The sequence below is a fragment of the Halomonas bluephagenesis genome, from assembly GCF_054790765.1.
Window position 1 is genome coordinate 607,367 of sequence record NZ_CP133631.1, and the last position, 14,447, is coordinate 621,813.

The following is a 14,447-nucleotide window of genomic DNA, read 5'->3' on the forward strand; positions in this document are numbered from 1 at the left end:
ATTCGTGAATAGTGAGTGGTGAATAGTGAATAGGAAATTCATGGGCAAGTAAGTTTCACCGACTCTTTAGGTGTTTAATAGGTAGCAAGCGGTAAGCGAACCGCACTACAAATTGATATCAAGCGGTTTGCTGTTGCGCTGATAAAGCGCTTCTAGTTCATTTTTGAGCGCGTGCTTGGCGGCTTGGTCACCGTGCACAAGGCGTATGGTATGGGGCCAGCGTCGCATGCGCTTTACAAAATTAAGCAGGTCTTTTTGATCTGCATGGGCGGAATAGCCGCTGATGGTGGTAATGCCAGCATGGATATCGATGCGCTGACCATCTATTTCCACCCAACCGCCCTGTGGGCCGTGTTGCTGTATCATTCGTCCTGGCGTGCCTGCGCCTTGATACCCCACAAACAATACCTGATGACGCGCATCGCTTAGCATGGCTTTTAGGTAGTTCATAATGCGGCCACCTGCACACATGCCGCTGGCCGCAATGACTACCGCTGGGCGGCTGGTTTTCGCTAAGTATTGGACAGTTTGCTCGTGAGCTTCGTGGCTTTCTACGGTGTAGAGATTTTCGAAACTGAGCGGGTGACGGCCACTGCGTAGGCGGCGGTGGGCTTCTTTATCCCAATAGGGCTTTAGCTGGCGGTATACGTGGGTAAAGCGGGCAGCAAGAGGTGAATCAACAATGATTTCCAAGTCTTGCCAACGGCTTTGCTTGGGCTTCGATTTAGCCTCGAAAATAATGCCTTCCAGCTCGTATAGCAGCTCTTGGGTGCGGCCTATGCTAAAGGCAGGCACCATTACCGTACCCCCGTTAGCGAGGGCTTGTTCAATGGCATTTTTTAGCGTGGCACGCCGTTTGCGGCGACCTTGATGCTGGCGGTCGCCGTAAGTACTTTCAAGGACTAGCTGGTCACAACTATAAGGCGACTTAGGCGCAGGCAGCAATGGTGCATAGGGTGCCCCTAAATCACCGCTGAAGACAATGCGCTCTTTGTGGCCATTGGCATGCTGGTGGGCGATCTCTACGTAGCTAGAACCGAGAATGTGCCCTGCCCTTTTGAGCTTGATGCGGGTAGTGATGCCATTGCTTGCATCCACATTTTCACCAACCAAGGTGTGCCACTTACCGTAGGGCACACTGACGATTTGTGATTCAAGCTGCGCTTGAAAGCGCTGAATCAGGTCTGCATTACGCGTAAAGCCGATCTTTAGGGCGTCTTCAATGACCAGCGGTAGCAGCATTGCTGACGGGATGGAGCAAATAATTGGGCCTTTATAACCCGCCGCCAGCAGGTAAGGTAGCCGCCCCACGTGGTCAATATGTACGTGGGTAACGACAAGAGCACTAACGGTGCTGATATCAAATTCAATTTGCAGCTGTTGAAAACTGTCTTCAGCCGCGTCTTCGCCTTGAAAGAGGCCGCAATCCACCAGTAGTGAGTGTTCGCTGTTGAGAATAAGCTGGTGACAGCTACCCGTCACCCCTGCCGCACCACCATGATGGATAATCTCAAGCATCGAAATTCCTTTTTCGGTGGCGCTAGTTGGCGTCGGTGCTGATATTGAGCAGGTAACATTGCTGGGCGGCTACGCCGCCGTTGCTGGTGCCTCGGTTTCGCTCGTTACGCCGCACTACATATTTGCCTTTCAGGTTATGTGGCATGGCGCTTCTATTCGCGGGTGCCTCATTTGCTCGTGCCTCGCAAGATTCGTTACACCGCGCTACACGTTTGCCTTTCGGGTTATGTGGCATGGCGCTACACGTTTGCCTTTCGGGTTTTGTAGCGCGTGGTAAGCGAAGCGCCCCCGCGGGCAATGTGCAGCATAGGCACGGCGTTAGATTTCAGGCAGCTTGACTTTTCAAAAGTGGCCAAGCCCCTTGCTTAGAGGCATCTAAAATAACGATTTCTGTGATTGTCCCGTCTTCTGCATAGCTAATATGCGTATTCCAGTCTTGAGACACTTCTTTGATGGTCGTTTTTTCAGACAAATGCAGCACTAAAATATCGTCTGCCTCATCGTAAGTAGTCCGCATTACTTTTCCTCCCACTCAAAATGATGCATTACCGTTTTCACTACAATTTTGTCCTCTAGGACTGCTGCAACGCATAAGAGATTGTCTTGCCTATTATCAAAATTTTTTGCCACCCACACTCGCACATCATCTTTATGCTTAACCGTGCCTGCTTCTATCAATTCGATTAACTCACCATCATTTATGTTTCTAGCAGCCATTCTTTCGCTAGCATGACGAGTGATGTGTATGTCTGAGTTAAATCGATGGCTATACATAGTTAAGGCTAGCTCATTTTTCAAATCAGGTAATGTAGCGCGAAGCGTTGACGGTAGGGAGCTTTTAGGCGGCTGCGCCGCCTGATATTGAGCAGGTAACATTGCGGGGCGGCTACGCCGCCGTTGCGGGTGCCTCGGTTTCGCTCGTTCCTCGCGACCTCGTTACGCCGCACTACATATTTGCCTTTCAGGTTATGTGGCATGGCGCTTCTATTCGCGGGTGCCTCATTTGCTCGTGCCTCGCAAGATTCGTTACACCGCGCTACACGTTTGCCTTTCGGGTTTTGTGGCATGGCGCTACACGTTTGCCTTTCGGTTTTTGTAGCGCGTGGTAAGCGAAGCGCACCCGCGACCTCGTTACGCGGCGCTACAAAATTCCACCTTAATCCCTGTGGTCCTTCACAATCATCATGATCATGCTGAAAATGAAGGCTAAGAAGATAGTGATGATGGCAAATACACTGCTGTTGTAAAGGCGGTTTGGTTCGGTTGGGTATTCTGGGAATAGCGGGCTTTGCAGCACGCTCACCTGTTTAAGCTGACGGGCGGCTTCCAAGCGGGTATTTTCCAACGCCGCTAACGCGCTGGAGTAAGTTTCTTGTGCGAACTGGGCTTGAAGCTCTAGCGTTTCGTATTCCGCAGATATGCGGTTTAGCGAATTCCCCGTTGCTTGCGCTAGGCGGTCACGCTGCTCGACGATTTGATCTCGCAATGCGGTGATGCTGCGCTCTACTTGGCGTAGCTCAGCTGATTGCGAGCTTTGGAAACTGGCCAACGCGTTACGTTGCGCTTGCAAACGGGCCAAGTCGCCTTCTAGCGTAGCCACTACTTGGTTGATGCTTTCCACCGTGGAGGTTGGCGATACTAAGCCGTACTCGTTTTGAAATTCGAGCAGCTCAGTGCGGGTATCACGAAAACGATCTTCCAGGCGAATCATCTGCTGTTCTAAAAAGCGAACCTGCTCTTCCGCTAAGCGGTGGCCCATTGTATTCATGTGGTTTTCGCCAGCGTCTAGCAGCAGCCCAGCCATATCTCGGGCGAATTCTGGTGTGTAGCCTTGGACGTGAATATTCAGAACGCCGGCATATTCATCCAACTCTACCTCAACCCGGCGCAGATAGTATTTGTGCAAGTCTTCAATGGGGACATTAGGGTCGCGCAGCTTGGCAAAAATATCGCCGTGTTCGCTGTAGTGCTGGCGAATATCGAGCTGCTCATCAAGCAGGCGCAGCATATCAACAGAAAGTAGATGCTCTCGAAGCAGCAAAAGATCGGCCGTATTCCCCCCACCGCCGCCCATCAAGGAGGAAAGGCTGAATTCCGGCGTGGCTACCTGGGGGCTTTCTAGCACCACGGTAGCCCGAGACACATAGCGCTCTTCTGCCCATACAAACCAATAAAAAGACACTAGCAAAATAGCAATAAATGCTAACGCCCAGTGGGGAGATGTTTTTACAAATCGACGCAGGGAAACTTGCATGAATTATTTTGCCTTTAACTTATCAACAAAGCGCAGGTGCATCAGCAAACCTAGCGATATTAAGGTGAAAGTGAACAGCCACATGTAAAGCATGCTGGTACCTTGCACCACTTCATAATTTTCGAAAAACCCTAAGCGAAGTGTTTCTAATCCATGAGGAATGGGGTTCAGCATTAAGTATTCCAGCAGCCAGTGAGGCAGACTATTTAATGGCAAAATAACACCAGAAATAATTAATAGTGGCAGCGAAATCATGCGAATGACAATACCTATTTCAGGCACTAATGTTGCAGCAACAGATGTGACCAGCCCTGCCCCTAAGCCTAAACTCCAAAGTGACAACCAAGCCGCAATAGCGCGTATCGCGTTATCTGGGTACATATCTAGCCCCAGCATTAATCCACCACCAATAAAGATCAAAAAAACCAAACTGCGTAACGTTCCTTCAAGAAAATTACGCACTAATACCGGGTCAATCGGTTGTACTTGGCGGTAGGCAAACAGTGCTTTATTACCATCAATTGCACCCATGCCGCGAATCATACCCTCACGCACAAGAAAAAAGCCCATCATCCCTGTAATCATCCACGGCATAAAGGGAGCATTAGTAATTAGGCGTCCACCACCACCCACAAAGCTACGAATACCCACCATAATTGCCACCAGGGCAAACGGCTCGAAAACCATCCAGAACCAGCCCATGCGGTCGCCCATGGTGCGGGAGAGCGCTTCTCGCACGAACATGGCGTACCAAACGCTACGAGTGACTTGCCAAGGCGTGCGGGCGCCTTTCGGCGCGCCTTTTACATTTGCCATAGCTCTACTTTTAAATAAGTGAGATGTGAGGCGTGAGGCGTGAGGTGTTAGTGGTTTTACCCCTCACACCTCACCCTTCACCATTTACAGATCAACTGCGACGCGAGTAGCGACAGCGATTTGGAACAATATCTGCGTGAGCGTAGAGGCTAGCTGCAGATTGTGGGTAGGTGCAGCGGGCATGACAAGAATTTCATCCCCAGGGCGCAAGTTGACGTTGCGAGCGTTTTCTACTGCACCGTTCTGACGAACAACGAGAATGTGGTCTTCATCGGCGCGGTTGGTGAAGCCACCAGCACTTTCGATGTAATCAATCACATTCATGCCAGGACGGAACACCGCTGCTTGGGGCACGAGTACTTCGCCGCTGATGAGCATGGAGTCACTCAACTCAGGAATGGTGATGACGTCGCCATCCTGCAGACGGATATCGGAAATACGGTCGTTGTAGGCAACCACCAAACGGCCACTTGGTTCTAGCTCGCGGGCACGCTCAATGAAGTTTTGGATAAGTTCGGCTTCTTGAGCGCGAATTCGAGCTTCTTCATTAGTGCTGGATTCAGCGCTTAGGTAGGTGGTTTCTAAGCGGCGTAAGCTATCTTCCATGGATTGCTGTTGCTGCTGCCTGACGCTTTCACGCTGTAGCGAGATGCTTTCCACTGCGGTCATGTTTTCAGGCACCGGAATGGCATCGAGTAGTTCGCTTAAGCGTGCATCACGGGGTAACGCGTAACGTGAAGGCCCGTAGTAACTGCCTTCCACTTCAACCACGATGGTTTCACTGCGCTTATCGGCACTGAACAGGACTTCATCGCCGCTACGAATGGTTTGGCCGTAGAACATATCAATCGGGAAATATTGGGCAATGGGCCCCTCTTCCCGGTTGCCGCGTAGCAGAACATGGGAAACACCACTTCTCAAGCGCGCCAGATTAACTAATTCAGCGCCACTTAATTGGTTGCCCAGTAGCTCATAACGGTGCTCGCGGTGCACATCACCCCCCACTGCAATCGCGGGGCCGCGCTCTTCTACCACAATGGTATCGCCGTCTTGAAACTGCGGACGGGCAATAGAGCCATTGATAAGGAAGTCGTAGAGATCGACCGTGGCAACAGTGCGGTCGTTACGCATCACGCGAATTTGACGATAACTGCCTAAGTCTTGGTCGATACCGCCTGCTTGATCGAGGAAATAGAGCACCGAGTCGTTTGGTGTGCCTGCAAAACGACCTGGGTTTTCAACATAGCCTGTCACAAAAACAGCAACAGGTTGAACACCCTGTACGTTGGTGTAGACCTGTACGTTTTCTGGATAAACCGACGTAATGGCACCGCGCACACTGCTTTCTACTTGCTGGCTATTTTGGCCCTCTACATTTAATGGGCCAGAACCAGGAATAAAGATATTGCCCTGAGCATCTACAGGTATCACTCGTTCAAACTCAAACGCTCCCCAGGCGCGCACGGTAATTTGATCACCGGGCTTTACTTGGTAGCTAGCGTTCAGGCCATCGCCCATAGCGCCACGAAACCCACCGCTAAACAGATTGGCCCCAAACGGTGGTAACGCATCAGGGTTTTGCGGCTGAGCGCTAACAGGCCCATAGGTGCCGCTTCGCCAATCGGCGCGGGGCGTATCATCCACCTGCTCTTGCTGCTCGCGAGCCTGCCCTTCCGGCAGAATAGTATTGGGCAAGCTAATGCTTTGCGCCCACCCCGAACTGCTTATGGCACTGCTGATGACAACAAAAGAAGCAACGGCAAGAGGGCGTTTAAACGAAAGCCGTTTAAGGAGACGAATAGCGTTCATTAGTAGCGCCCTTGTGCTGCAGAGGATGTAACGGAGGTGCTTTGACTCAGCACCCGCTGATTAACCCAGCCATTGGGAGTTTCGCAAGTGAGGGCGGTGCGGGCAGCGCTGCCTCCGGCTTCTGTTACACGCAGTTGCCTGCACGCTCTGCCGCTGGCGGGTAGATAGGGAGCACCGGCAATGATTTCGACGTTATCACCCCAAGGGCTGCGCACTAGGTTCATGACTGCCCCGGCTGGCGCTTGAGATAGAAAGCCATTGAGGTTGTCGTCACCCAACAGTCTAGCTGAGTCGGTATTCAGCACGTATTGGGCTTGCTGCTGTGTGCTGTTGGGATAGGTAGCGCAGCCGCTTACTACGGCAACGCTTAACGCTGCCAACAGCATGCGAGCTGGCCGCGTCAGAGAAAGTAGGCTATTTGACATGATGATTTCCAGTAAAAAGGCACGCTACCGCCCAGGGATTCTAACGGGCGTATTCCCTTGCCCTACGCTGTGCGGCTTAAAAAGTGGTTAACCTGTGCTAACAAAGCGATGCCATTGTAAGGTATTAACAAGCGAGGCTCTACGTTGACAAACCTTATACAATCAATTAATTAAATTTTGCTACATTACCAATGATACACATAAAAAAAGCCAGCTTTATGAAAGCTGGCTTTTTTCATCACGGGATCAACAACTTAAAAATCAACTTTGACTCATAGCAGGATTAGCTTCCCTCGTAAGGTTTGCATAGATACCCCAAAACGAGGCTAGTAAAAAAGCATACATCATTACACCGCTGTTATGCGTCAGGAACGCTTGAGATAGGCCAAAGTCGATATAGGTGACTGGCAGCAGCACCCCAGCGGTAGCAATGGCACGAACTGCTAAGTTATCGGCTTTTATCTGCTTGGCAAACAGTCGCATAGGGATAATGTATAGCGCTAACAAAACAAACAGGCCAATCAAACCACGCTTGGCAAAGGCGTCAATAAATTCATTGTGCGCATGGCCGTACTGAGCGGCTTCTTGATTAATAACGCCCTTCTCCCCCAGCGCCGCCATCGCTTGCTCGTAGCCGTTACTTCCCCAACCTACCAACGGTTTCTCTTGAATTAGCAGCGTTGCACCACGCCACATTTCAAACCTAGACCCCACCGAGGTAGCGCGGTTCTCGCCTGAGATATACAAATTGACATCACTAACCGCTTGATGAACACGACTTTGCACACCAAGCTGTGGCACTGCGTAGACGGCGATACCAGCGGTTAATACTGCCACAATAGCCGCTACTTTTAGCTTCGGTGAAAGCCCTGTTCCGTAAGCGCGATATAGCACCAGTAACACGATAGGAAACCCTACCCAGCCACCTCGGCTGCCTGAAAATAGCGAGCCTAGTATGCCGCCCATCGCCCCCAGCAGCATGAAAGCCACCCATCCGTTGCGCTGACGCTGAACAACTGCCCACCCAAGCCCTGCTAAACAAAGCACCCCTAACAACATACTTAGGTTGCCAAATTGGATAACGTGGGTGTGGCCTCCTGCGCGCGAAACGCCTTCAAATAACTTTTGCCACCCTGCCCAACTGCCAGCAGATATCGCCCCAACAGCGATCCCTCCCCATAAAAAAGCGAGTTTAGGAGGGTGGGCAATTACCCACCACAGCGCAGGGACGGCGAGTATAAAACGAATGGGTTTATCGATCCCCCTACTGCCTTGTGCATCCCACCAGACCTCAGCCAGGCTAACCAGTGCATAGGCCATTAAAGCGGCGATGACCCATCGATCTTGGGCGGTGAACTGCGGCAAACGCCTCATTACCAAAAGACCAACGCCCGCGAAAAACAGAACCACAGCCCCCAGCGAATAGCCACTAGGGATCACCAGCGACAAGGCTCCTAACAGAAAAATCGCCACACTAGTTAACCAGTGTGGCGTGTATAGTGTGCCGTTTGCAGGCGAATTTTGAGACACCATCAAAGCAAGGTTCCTAATGACTGTTGAACACTCGCAAAAGCCGATAAGCCTTCACACGGGCTTACATTATTACAGGGCTTATACTGTCGAGCCAACCATCACCTTGAAAAGCGTACTTTATATCATTTTGTTAGTAGGCGTTTTTATTGATAAAACCTTTAAAAACAGTCATTACAATGATCTTTAGATCCAGCCATAAAGACCAGTTATCGATGTACCAAAGATCATACTCGACGCGCCGCTGCATTTTTTGCAGGGTGTCCGTTCCCCCCCGCAACCCGTTGACCTGTGCCCAGCCAGTAATGCCAGGCTTTACCTTATGGCGTCGCATATAAGACTCAACCAGCTCTTTATACTGCTCGTTATGAGCTAATGCGTGAGGGCGCGGCCCAACTATCGACATTCGCCCCTGCAGCACATTGAAAAACTGCGGCAACTCATCTAACGATGTGCGCCTTAAAAACGCACCAATTTTGGTAATACGGCTATCGTTTTTCTTCGCCTGGGTGACCTGCCCATTATTTTCATTGTGCACGTGCATAGAGCGGAATTTATAGACTTTAAAGTGTCGCCCATTGGAGCCTTCTCGATACTGCTTGAAAAGCACCGGCCCCGGAGATGTGAGCTTAATGGCTAACGCAATCGCCGCACATACCGGCAATATAAGCAGGGAAATTAACGACCCGATCACAACATCTTCAGAACGCTTGATAAAGCGTGACATGCCACTCATTGGGGAAACGCTTAAATCGATGGCGTAATGGCCTGCCACTTCCGACATGCGATGATTCAGCAGATGCATATCTTGAAAAGCGGGAATAAAACGCACTTCCGCGGTGTGATTACGCAGCGCGTAAAACAGTGCTCGCACCGTTTCACCCATTTCAAAGGGCACGCAGATCCACACTTCCCGAGCGCTAGATTCATTGATACGTCGCGCAATGCGATCTATACAGACATCATTAAGTGGCGCTTTAATACGCTCAACACCGGCAATAGTATGGCCTTCCCAAGAGGCACTACGAATCCCTTTGGCAACATCGAGTACGTTTTGACTTGGCCCAATTAGAAATACTGGCCGACGCGCACCACCTCGCAAACGCACGTGCCGCAGCCCTAACTGAACCAGCAACCGCGCCCCGCCCGCCATTAGAAAAGACGCCACTAGCGTTAACCCTATCCACAGCCTTGAGTAACGCTCTGCGGCGTGAGCGAAATAGATTAATGATGCGGCGGTAATTCCAACGGCTAACCAGACCAACAAGAGTTTTGCCAACATGTGATAAACGGGCGTGATTCGCCAACGTTTATAGCTCTCTGACATGCTGTTGATCACTAACACCAATAAAGCAATGCAGATTAACGCCAACACATACCGCTCATGAAGCTGAAACGAGCCAAAGCGCATGAGATGTGCCAGCCAACCGCCCACAAAAATGGCGAACACATCAAAAAACGGAAATACCACCTGCGGTGGGTAACGCTCCGAAAACGTCATTGTTTTTGGATTACCCATCGTTGTTATCTCCTGCCACGTGTTTGTTCATCATCGGCTATATCGCCCTGCTGCCTATCCAGAATTTGACTTACGCCTTGAGTGAAGACCTGTTCGTAATTAAATTGCTTGCCCACCAAGGAGGCCTGCTCTGATAACACCGAACGCTGAGCAGGTGGTAGTGCATAAAATGCTTCTATGGCTTCTTGCAGCCCCTCTTTTCCATTGTGATAAAAGTAGCCATTTCTCGCTTCTTCTAAATACTCTTTTGCCGCGTGAAGCTTGGCATTAGCAATCACGGGTACGCCGCACGCGAGTGCCTCTACAGCGACTAAACCAAAACTTTCTTTAACAGAAGGAAATACAAATACGGAAAACTGGGCGATTTCACTCGGAAGTTTTGTGCGGGGAAGCGCCCCTGTAAAGGTTACCAACTCCCTTACGCTGAGCTGATCTGCTAACGCCTCTAACGCATCACGCTGAGAGCCGTCACCGATCATCACCAAACGTTTGTTGGGTATTGTTAACTCCGCAAAGGCCTGGAGTAATTCTTGGCAGTTCTTATTGGGCTCCAACCTTGAGACGCAGCCAATTGTAAAAAAATCTTCTGCTCTGATATTAAGCTCACTACTGGCGGCAACAAACTCTTCCCCAATGTTATCTGGGTAAACTTTAATGACCCGTTCAATGGGAATCTGAAGCTCATGACTTAGCTTTTGGCGAAAGTATCCTGAAGGGGCGACACACAGGTCAATCCTTTTTTGTATGCGACGAAAAAGCATACGAAACAGTGACGACTGCATGATTTGGTCTAGGTCAGTACCATGGAAACGAAGCACGATATAAAAGCGCTTGGCCTTCAACAAACTCGCTAAATACAAGATAGGCAGAAAGTAGACTGGGTAATGCACTTCGAGCACAGTTCCAGTTGGCTGCTTAAAAAGTGACACACAGCATCTGCTTAGCAGGCCTGCATAAAGCTTGATTTTGCTTAGTGCTCCGGAGGGCTTGTCTTTAATAGCCACTAGCTCGACATTTTTATCACCGAGCGCTTTTCTCCATGCCTGCTCGGTTGAGCGCACAAATGTGCCGTAGTGCGGCGCTGACTCGGATGGATACATATTAGTCCAAATCAAGACATGGCTCACAACAGCGCTCCCTTTATGCCAAGGTATGTCGCAATATTATCGCCTAGCTCGCTGCTGCTCTCTTGATCTACCAATGCTTCTTGTGGGTCGCGCCTATCAATAAGCTTGTTTAACGCACTGAAGAAGGCTGCTTTATCCGCACAAAATTCGAGTGTGGGATACTTTCCACTGAAAGCTTGAGCAGTATCTAGCTGATGGTCGTTTCGATGCTCGCCTAATGCGTATTGACGCGGCAGGAATACGCCTCGCTTATCATGGTCGAGGCATGACAAGATACTGCCCATGCCTGTATGAGACACTATCCCTTCAGCCTGACAGAACCAGTGGTAGTACTGCTCACTCGATAATGTTTTAAAAATTTCTATCGAGGGGCTGCTGAAGTGGCTATCTTCACCTATTTGAGCAACAACCTTGCCTGAGTAGCCCACGTCTGTGCGCCACTCTTCAAAATATTCAAGCAATCTATCAAAAGGCAGCTGGGTACCTACTGTGATAAAAATCATAATACCTTCCCCCAGTAGCCAACGCGCTTGTCGTTCGTGGCTAGGGGTTCCCCCTGTGTTAGGCATACGTCACAGAAAAATTTTGCAATATTTCCTGAAAAAGACAGCTTTTGATAATTTGCCATACTATCGAGCCAAATAACTTTCTTACCTTTTAATTTAGCCACAAAACAAACAATAAGCCCCGGCAGTGCACCCGTTGAAATAACAACATCTGGTTTAGCTTGCTTTAGCAGTGTTGATGCCTGGCGAAAGGCACCTAGAATTTTCCATATACCGCTATCGCGGTGCACATTCGTGAAATAGAGCGCATTTACATCATCAACCTGTACATCTTGTTCAGTTACTGCGAAAACGAACGACGTATTACCGTCATTCGCTTCACCCTTTATTTGTTTATACAAACGTTTAAGCTGTATAAAATGACCGCCAAAAGAAGCCACCATCAAAATTCTCATTTACCTTCTCCTTGAAACGAGGCACGCTTCTCTTTCACCCTATAGACATAACTGACTAAAAAAGCGGTAGCACTAGATGCGATACCAGAATTTACAACATGCCCTGCGGTTAAGCTGACCCCTATCAACGTAATAGCAAGCAGCATAAAGCAAACGCTATCTTTTGGACTGCTAGCAAACAACTGACTGGACCACTTAAGCACTAATAACCACGGGAAGTAAAAAACGAGAGGACCCACAATACCAAAGGCAATGAACACATCGACTAAATCAATCTCGACTAATGACCCCCTAACTGCCAACAGATGATCTACACCAACTCCGAAAAACACATCAAGAAAACTGAAATCGATAATCACTTGGCTAAAGGCATCTTGTAAGAAGGTGACGCGACCACTAAGCAGCGCTCCCCAGATACCGCCATGCAGGCTATAAAGATATATAATTCGATCAAGCAAGCCAGTTGCTTGAATAAACTGATAACCCAGCACTGACATAGCAAACGCACCGCCCAGGCCTAATATATAAATGACAGGAATACGTTTTACATTAAAGTACCCGCCGTGAATCAAAGCATATAAATAGGCAAGACAAATCCCAATCATGGCAACTTTAGTGGCTTTCATAAGGAAAAAAAACAGTAGCACCAGAAATACACTAGATAGCACCCAAACGTTTTTATTTTCGGCGATATAAAAAAGAACGATACTTGCTGAAGCGAGCATTAAATAGCTCATTTCATTACCAGCAATAATAAAGCCCTTGCCACCTATTCCGCCTGCGTACTGAGATTCCCCTACACCAAAAACACCCAGAGTGACGTTCGCCGCCATAGCAACAAAATAAATAAGCATCAGCGCGGCTATCTTTTCTCCACTCCAAAAGCTGCCGTTAGCACTTTCGCCTATTAGATAAAACAGCAGAGCAAGCGTCAAAAGCCCTCTTACAGCCCAAGTAGTGCTTTCCGTTGCCGCACCGTAAACAAACATTTGGTAAGCAATGCTGGCTACTAACAACGCGATCATGATCAGCAGTTGAAAAAAACGCCAGGGATGATACACCAGCAACATAAGCACAACACCTATGAAGCCCAAGGCTTTATAGGGAGCAGATATACTCGGCATTGCCACCTCCTGGTAATGGAAGTAGCCATTTAAGGTATCTACGGCTGGCCATAGCATCAAAAATATCAACAACGTGATATCGAGACAGGTTTTAACCTTTACATCCATGGCTAATCGCCACGTTGATAGGCAACGCGCACTTTTTTCACAAAAATGCTCATTACCGCAGCAATAGGTGCAAATAGAAACGCCAGCAACAGGCCTACTGCCATAATAAAGCTCCTGCCCAACCCAACAGGCTCCAGGCCTCTCACTGCCAGCTGAGATGCGTCGCCTTCATTAATACTGTCAATCCGGCGCTCTAGCAGAAACACCTTTTCAAAATAGCCCGCCTCAAGCTCACCAGCAGTTTCACTACTGCTAGTGCGAGCAGCCTCTAATGCTTCTGAGTATGCTTCAAACTGATATTGAAGATTATTCTTTAGCGTATTGACTAAATTACTTTGATCGTTTTCTATCGCTTGAACAAGGCCATCATGAAAGCGCTCAATAAGCGGTTGATGCTCGTCCTCTGACAAACTGGTCACTCTTAGCAGTAGAGTATTTCTCGGATTGTTAACACTAACTTCAAAAGGCAGCTCTAAAACACTGCTATCTGACAACATGTTACGTTGCTGCTGCTCTAAAAAAACATTATTAACTTTTGCAATAACTTCCTCAGGCGTTTCCAACCCTCTCTTCACCCCTTCAACTGTTTCATAGGAAGCGACGCTATACATTGTTGTAAATTCATACTTAACTGGCTTTAAAAATATAACTAAAACAGTAATCAATAGCACTATAACTATACAGCTAAACATTCCCTTCCACTGTCGGAGCAAGAGCACCACAAAGTCAACCAGTGTTATATTTTCAGCCTTACCCGCATCGTTGCTATCCATACACTCTCTCTCATTCCTCATGGAGCTTTTAAATACCACTTATGTGTAATGATTATTATTTCTAACCACTAATTATCGACATTGACTTACTACGCACTCATTTTTTCTATATTTTTTAACTGTTGCGCTGGGTGCTTGTGAACGATGGTGCCAACATCTTGCTCACTCATCCTCTTATTTTTTTGCGGTATAAATACTGCTAATTTCTAGGGTTATCATACCTGTTTGCTAGCAGCTATGTAACTCAACGTAGCTAAGGTTTACCCCGACTTTCTTCATTTTGGTTCAAAATACGCTTAGCCGCGACCTCAAATTTTAATACTTTTCATGAGAACGCCCTATCACAACCATCTATTCTACACTGCAGTTTAACACTCAGCGGCAGGCGCAAAGGCTCTTTTCGGATTGGCGTATTAAGACCATAAAAAAACCGGCCTCGTAATGAGGCCGGTTCTATTTTAACTAACAGGGGTTACCTGCTAA

The 14,447-nt window shown here is 48.6% G+C and carries 15 protein-coding genes; all 15 read right to left on the reverse strand.

The window, feature by feature from the left end; translation table 11 throughout:
- Nucleotides 1-105: 105 nt before the first annotated feature.
- Nucleotides 106-1,518 carry an MBL fold metallo-hydrolase RNA specificity domain-containing protein gene (locus REH51_RS02720; RefSeq protein WP_009721802.1) on the reverse strand — a complete coding sequence of 471 codons (1,413 nt, stop codon included), beginning with the start codon at nt 1,516-1,518 and terminating at the stop codon, nt 106-108.
- Between the two features lie 22 nt (nt 1,519-1,540).
- A complete protein-coding gene (locus tag REH51_RS02725) occupies nt 1,541-1,663 on the reverse strand; it encodes a hypothetical protein (RefSeq protein WP_009721801.1) in 123 nt (40 codons plus the stop codon).
- Nucleotides 1,664-1,843: 180 nt separating this feature from the next.
- Nucleotides 1,844-2,035 carry a DUF2283 domain-containing protein gene (locus REH51_RS02730; protein WP_009721800.1) on the reverse strand — a complete coding sequence of 64 codons (192 nt, stop codon included), beginning with the start codon at nt 2,033-2,035 and terminating at the stop codon, nt 1,844-1,846.
- Entirely contained in the window at nt 2,035-2,394 is a 360-nt protein-coding gene (locus REH51_RS02735; protein ID WP_221927876.1) for a DUF4258 domain-containing protein, read from the reverse strand. The genes REH51_RS02730 and REH51_RS02735 overlap by 1 nt, the downstream gene beginning before the upstream one ends.
- 280 nt (nt 2,395-2,674) lie before the next feature.
- Nucleotides 2,675-3,772, reverse strand: a complete 1,098-nt coding sequence (locus tag REH51_RS02740) for a KpsE/RkpR family capsule polysaccharide export protein (RefSeq protein ID WP_498936780.1) — start codon at nt 3,770-3,772, stop codon at nt 2,675-2,677.
- 3 nt (nt 3,773-3,775) lie between these two features.
- The gene (locus tag REH51_RS02745; RefSeq protein WP_009721797.1) at nt 3,776-4,588 is read right to left on the reverse strand and encodes an ABC transporter permease; all 813 of its coding nucleotides are present in this window, start codon (nt 4,586-4,588) and stop codon (nt 3,776-3,778) included.
- 84 nt (nt 4,589-4,672) lie between these two features.
- Nucleotides 4,673-6,397: a polysaccharide biosynthesis/export family protein gene (locus tag REH51_RS02750; protein ID WP_009721796.1), complete on the reverse strand. Its 1,725-nt coding sequence runs from the start codon at nt 6,395-6,397 to the stop codon at nt 4,673-4,675.
- Entirely contained in the window at nt 6,397-6,822 is a 426-nt protein-coding gene (locus REH51_RS02755; RefSeq protein WP_498936782.1) for an RT0821/Lpp0805 family surface protein, read from the reverse strand. Before REH51_RS02755 ends, REH51_RS02750 begins: the two co-directional genes overlap by 1 nt.
- A gap of 261 nt (nt 6,823-7,083) precedes the next feature.
- Nucleotides 7,084-8,355, reverse strand: a complete 1,272-nt coding sequence (locus REH51_RS02760; protein WP_009721794.1) for an O-antigen ligase family protein — start codon at nt 8,353-8,355, stop codon at nt 7,084-7,086.
- Between the two features lie 130 nt (nt 8,356-8,485).
- Nucleotides 8,486-9,871 (reverse strand): undecaprenyl-phosphate glucose phosphotransferase, encoded by a 1,386-nt coding sequence (locus tag REH51_RS02765; RefSeq protein WP_498936784.1) that lies wholly within the window; start codon nt 9,869-9,871, stop codon nt 8,486-8,488.
- Nucleotides 9,872-9,876: 5 nt separating this feature from the next.
- Nucleotides 9,877-10,875 (reverse strand): glycosyltransferase, encoded by a 999-nt coding sequence (locus tag REH51_RS02770; RefSeq protein ID WP_234667730.1) that lies wholly within the window; start codon nt 10,873-10,875, stop codon nt 9,877-9,879.
- 119 nt (nt 10,876-10,994) lie between these two features.
- Nucleotides 10,995-11,501 (reverse strand): glycosyltransferase, encoded by a 507-nt coding sequence (locus tag REH51_RS02775; RefSeq protein ID WP_009721791.1) that lies wholly within the window; start codon nt 11,499-11,501, stop codon nt 10,995-10,997.
- Nucleotides 11,498-11,959 carry an oligosaccharide biosynthesis protein Alg14 gene (locus REH51_RS02780; protein ID WP_498936786.1) on the reverse strand — a complete coding sequence of 154 codons (462 nt, stop codon included), beginning with the start codon at nt 11,957-11,959 and terminating at the stop codon, nt 11,498-11,500. Before REH51_RS02780 ends, REH51_RS02775 begins: the two co-directional genes overlap by 4 nt.
- Nucleotides 11,956-13,191 (reverse strand): hypothetical protein, encoded by a 1,236-nt coding sequence (locus tag REH51_RS02785; RefSeq protein ID WP_009721789.1) that lies wholly within the window; start codon nt 13,189-13,191, stop codon nt 11,956-11,958. Before REH51_RS02785 ends, REH51_RS02780 begins: the two co-directional genes overlap by 4 nt.
- Nucleotides 13,192-13,193: 2 nt before the next feature.
- Nucleotides 13,194-13,964: a lipopolysaccharide biosynthesis protein gene (locus REH51_RS02790; protein ID WP_498936788.1), complete on the reverse strand. Its 771-nt coding sequence runs from the start codon at nt 13,962-13,964 to the stop codon at nt 13,194-13,196.
- Nucleotides 13,965-14,447 lie beyond the last annotated feature (483 nt).